The sequence below is a fragment of the Aeromicrobium sp. CnD17-E genome (assembly GCF_024124745.1).
GTDB lineage: Bacteria > Actinomycetota > Actinomycetes > Propionibacteriales > Nocardioidaceae > Aeromicrobium.
In genome coordinates this window covers 1-3104 of sequence record NZ_JAMXRU010000177.1, presented here as the reverse complement: position 1 = coordinate 3104, position 3104 = coordinate 1, and the positions used below count along the sequence as shown (strand labels likewise).

2 protein-coding genes and 1 pseudogene are annotated in these 3104 nt (G+C 72.5%); 1 reads left to right on the top strand and 2 read right to left on the bottom strand.

The features are described 5' to 3' along the window. Both NH339_RS17720 and NH339_RS17715 read right to left on the bottom strand, forming a co-directional pair. Positions 1-1387 (bottom strand): annotated as a pseudogene (locus NH339_RS17720) (hypothetical protein); the annotation flags it as partial. A 139-nt stretch (positions 1388-1526) separates the two neighbouring features. Next, positions 1527-2543, bottom strand: coding sequence for an alpha/beta fold hydrolase (locus tag NH339_RS17715; protein ID WP_253027317.1), 1017 nt, complete (start codon positions 2541-2543; stop codon positions 1527-1529). A gap of 295 nt (positions 2544-2838) precedes the next feature. Here NH339_RS17715 and NH339_RS17710 point away from each other — a divergent pair. Further along, the coding region (locus NH339_RS17710; RefSeq protein WP_253027316.1) for a hypothetical protein at positions 2839-3104 on the top strand (266 nt) is incomplete at its 3' end.

Here is a 3104-nt window from a genome sequence, read left to right as displayed (position 1 = left end):
CCGTCCCCGAGTTGTCCGTCCCCGAGTTGTCCGTCCCCGAGTTGTCCGTCCCCGAGTTGTCCGTCCCCGAGTTGTCCGTCCCCGAGTTGTCCGTCCCCGAGTTGTCCGTCCCCGAGTTGTCCGTCCCGGAGTTGTCCGTCCCGGAGTTGTCCGTCCCGGAGTTGTCCGTGCCCGAGTTGTCGGTCCCGGAGTTGTCCGTGCCGCCCGTGCAGTTGATGCCGCCCGACGCGGCCTTGGCGTCGACGTCGACCCGCTCGAACCCGAGCTCCGCGGAGCCCAGGCCGTTCGGCGCGACGCCCGGGATCGGCGCGATCGTGAGGTCGGCCGTGAGCCCGTTCATCGACCCCGCGGCGTGGGTGCCGTCGGACGCCTCGACCACGTTCGTGATGCCGCCGTAGTTGAGCTCGCCGTCGACGAGCCGGCTGAGCGACTCGCCCACCGGCGAGCCGTTGAAGACCTGGCTGAGCTCGATCGACAGACCGGGCTCGAGCTTCAGCGCGGCGTCACCGATCTTGATCTGCATGTCCGGCAGCTCCGGGACCTCCAGCGTGGCGCCCGCCGGCTTGCCGTTCGCCTTCGCGACGATCCGCGCGATGTCGTCGGGACCACCGGCGTCACCGCCCCACGACACGGCCACGAGCCCGTCGAACAGCTGGATGTCGGCGAAGTTCCAGGTCGCCTCGCTCTGCAGCGCCAGCCCGTCGGGGCAGATGGCGCTGTCGGGCACGAGGCTGACCTCGCTCGTGTTCTGCCCCAGGTCCGCCTCGCCGACCGGGAAGATCGAGCCCGGCAGCGGGAACCCGAGGGTCGGGTCGATGAGGGTCAGCTTGCCGGTGTTCGTCTCGGCGTAGGAGAGACGACCACCCTGGGCCACGGTCTGCGCGTTCCAGCGCGCCTCCGCGGCGCCGGTCAAGGCCTCGAGCGACCCGAGGGTCGGGATGGTGAGGTTGCCGAAGTCCTGGTCGTCGCGCTGGCCGTCGACGACGGTGGTCGCCGCCGACTCGGCCTTCACGATCTGCAGGTTCAGCCCGACGGCACCGGCGCCGATGGGCGAGGCCCGGGCGTAGGAGCGCGACTCCGGGTCGTTCGCGATCGTCGACGGGACGGCGTACGAGCCGACCCCGGTGCCCTGGTACGGGCTCAGGCCTGCACTGTCGGCCACCGCGACGCCCTCCGCGACGTTGGCGCGCAGGTTGATGCGGTTGTCCAGCAGCGAGGCGCCCGCGAACACGCCGTAGTTGCGCACGGCGCCGCTGAAGGCCCCCGGCTCGTCCTCGGCCATCGCGGACTGCGCCGCCATCGTCAGGCCCAGGCCCATGAGGGCGGTGCCGGCGATGGTCGTCCGCCTGCGCCGCTGTCGTCGTTGTCGTGTCGTGTCCTGCGTCATCGGTGTCGTCCTTTCAAGACGGTGGTGCTCGTGTGCCGCAGGACGGTCGGTCGTCCTCCGGCGGCGTCCGAGAGGAGCTCTCGGTGGGCGGTGTCGGGGTCCGGCGACCGCGCTCTCCCCCGGTGGGGACGCAGCTCGCTCACAGCGCGCCTGCCGCGGCGTTCCTGCGGACGTGCAGCGGGTTCAGCCGCTCGGTGATGAAGGTGCTGTCGCGGGCCAGCCGGTAGTCGGCGCCCTCGAAGAAGGTGCTCGCCTCGGCGTCGCCGGTGCCGCGGTAGAGCAGGTACGCGGTGGTGATGCCGGCGAACTCGTTGTCCGCCAGGTTCGTGCGCACCGGACTGAAGTGGTTGGCGGTCCGTGCCGTCGCGAACCAGCCCGGGACCGACCGCACGAGTCCGCTCTGGGTGAGCAGCGGCCAGGAGCCGGCCGGGACCGTCGTGTCCCGGGCGCCGGCGAGGACGAGGACCGGCGTCCGCACGGTCGAGCCGAGAGCGCCGGGACCAGGCTCGATCGCCAGCGTCCCGCTGACCCGCAGCCGCGGGTCGAGCCGCGCCAGCAGGTCGGCCGGCACGCTCGCGGTCTGCAGCGCGGCGGCCCCGCCCGCCGAGTGACCCGCGAGCACCACCCGGCCGAGGTCGACCCGGTCGTGCAGCGGCGACGTCGGGTCGGCGTCGAGCCGCCGGGCGGTCGCCAGCCCGAGCAGGTGCATCTCCGGGCTGGAGTTCACGAAGTCCGACGAGACGGTCACCACGAACCCGTGGCTCGCCCAGTGCCGCGCGAGGGTGTCGTAGTTGCCGACGTCGGAGAAGATCCCGCCGACGAAGTCGACGACGGGCAGCCGACCGTCACCCGGGACGTCCTGCGGGTAGTAGACGATCGAGCTGATCGGCTGGTCGAAGCCGTAGGGGAAGGCGTTGCTGCAGCGGGGGTCCGCGTCGCCGATGGCGAGCTGCAGGACCCAGCGCTGGACGAGGCGGCAGTCGCCGAGCGTGGCGGTCGACGCCACCTCGTACGGACCCGGACCGTCGGCGTAGACGCTCGTGGCGTCTCCCCGGTCCGACGCGACGGCACCGGCGGCCTCGGCCGACGCGGTTGGCGTCGCGACCCCGACCGCGAGCGCGACGGCGACGGCAGCCGGGGCTGCCCCGCGAACCATGCGGCGCACGATGCTTCCTGTCATTCCCACGGTGACCTCTTTCCCGTCCTGCTCCACGTGCGGGCACCCGCTGCCGCCGTTCCACGACGTCCGCGGCGGGGTGCTGGTCTCCCCCGAGACCCTGGTGCGCCGGCGCCGCACGGGTCCACAGCGCGGCACGAACTTGCGTAGGCCGTCCATCCATTTGCGTAGTGGCGCGCTTGGTCCTGCGTCGGCCGGGGGAGCATGCTTGCCGACGAGTCACAGGAGACAGGGGGACTGCGACGTGGACGTGGCAGGACGACAACAGCAGAGCATGACGACGGCGCTCGAGGAGGGCCGCAGCATCGAGATCCGTGGCCGACGACTCAGCGGACGGACCACGCTCCTCGACCGTCTGGCCGAGCTCTCTGTGTCGCGCCGCGTGCCGCACCGACGGGTCGAGGGCAGCGAGCCGCTGCGCGACCACCCGTTCGGTGCGCTGCTCATCAGCGGCCTGCTCGAGTCGGCCACCCTGGCCGGGCCGAACCCGCTGCGCGCCGCGGTCGAGGCCGTCCGCCGCCGGCTGCCGGGCAGCGGGCC

Coding starts and splice junctions, on each gene's coding strand:
- NH339_RS17715 (WP_253027317.1), bottom strand. CDS start 2,543: ATGGTTCGCGGGGCAGCCCCGGCTGCCGTCGCCGTCGCGCTCGCGGTC.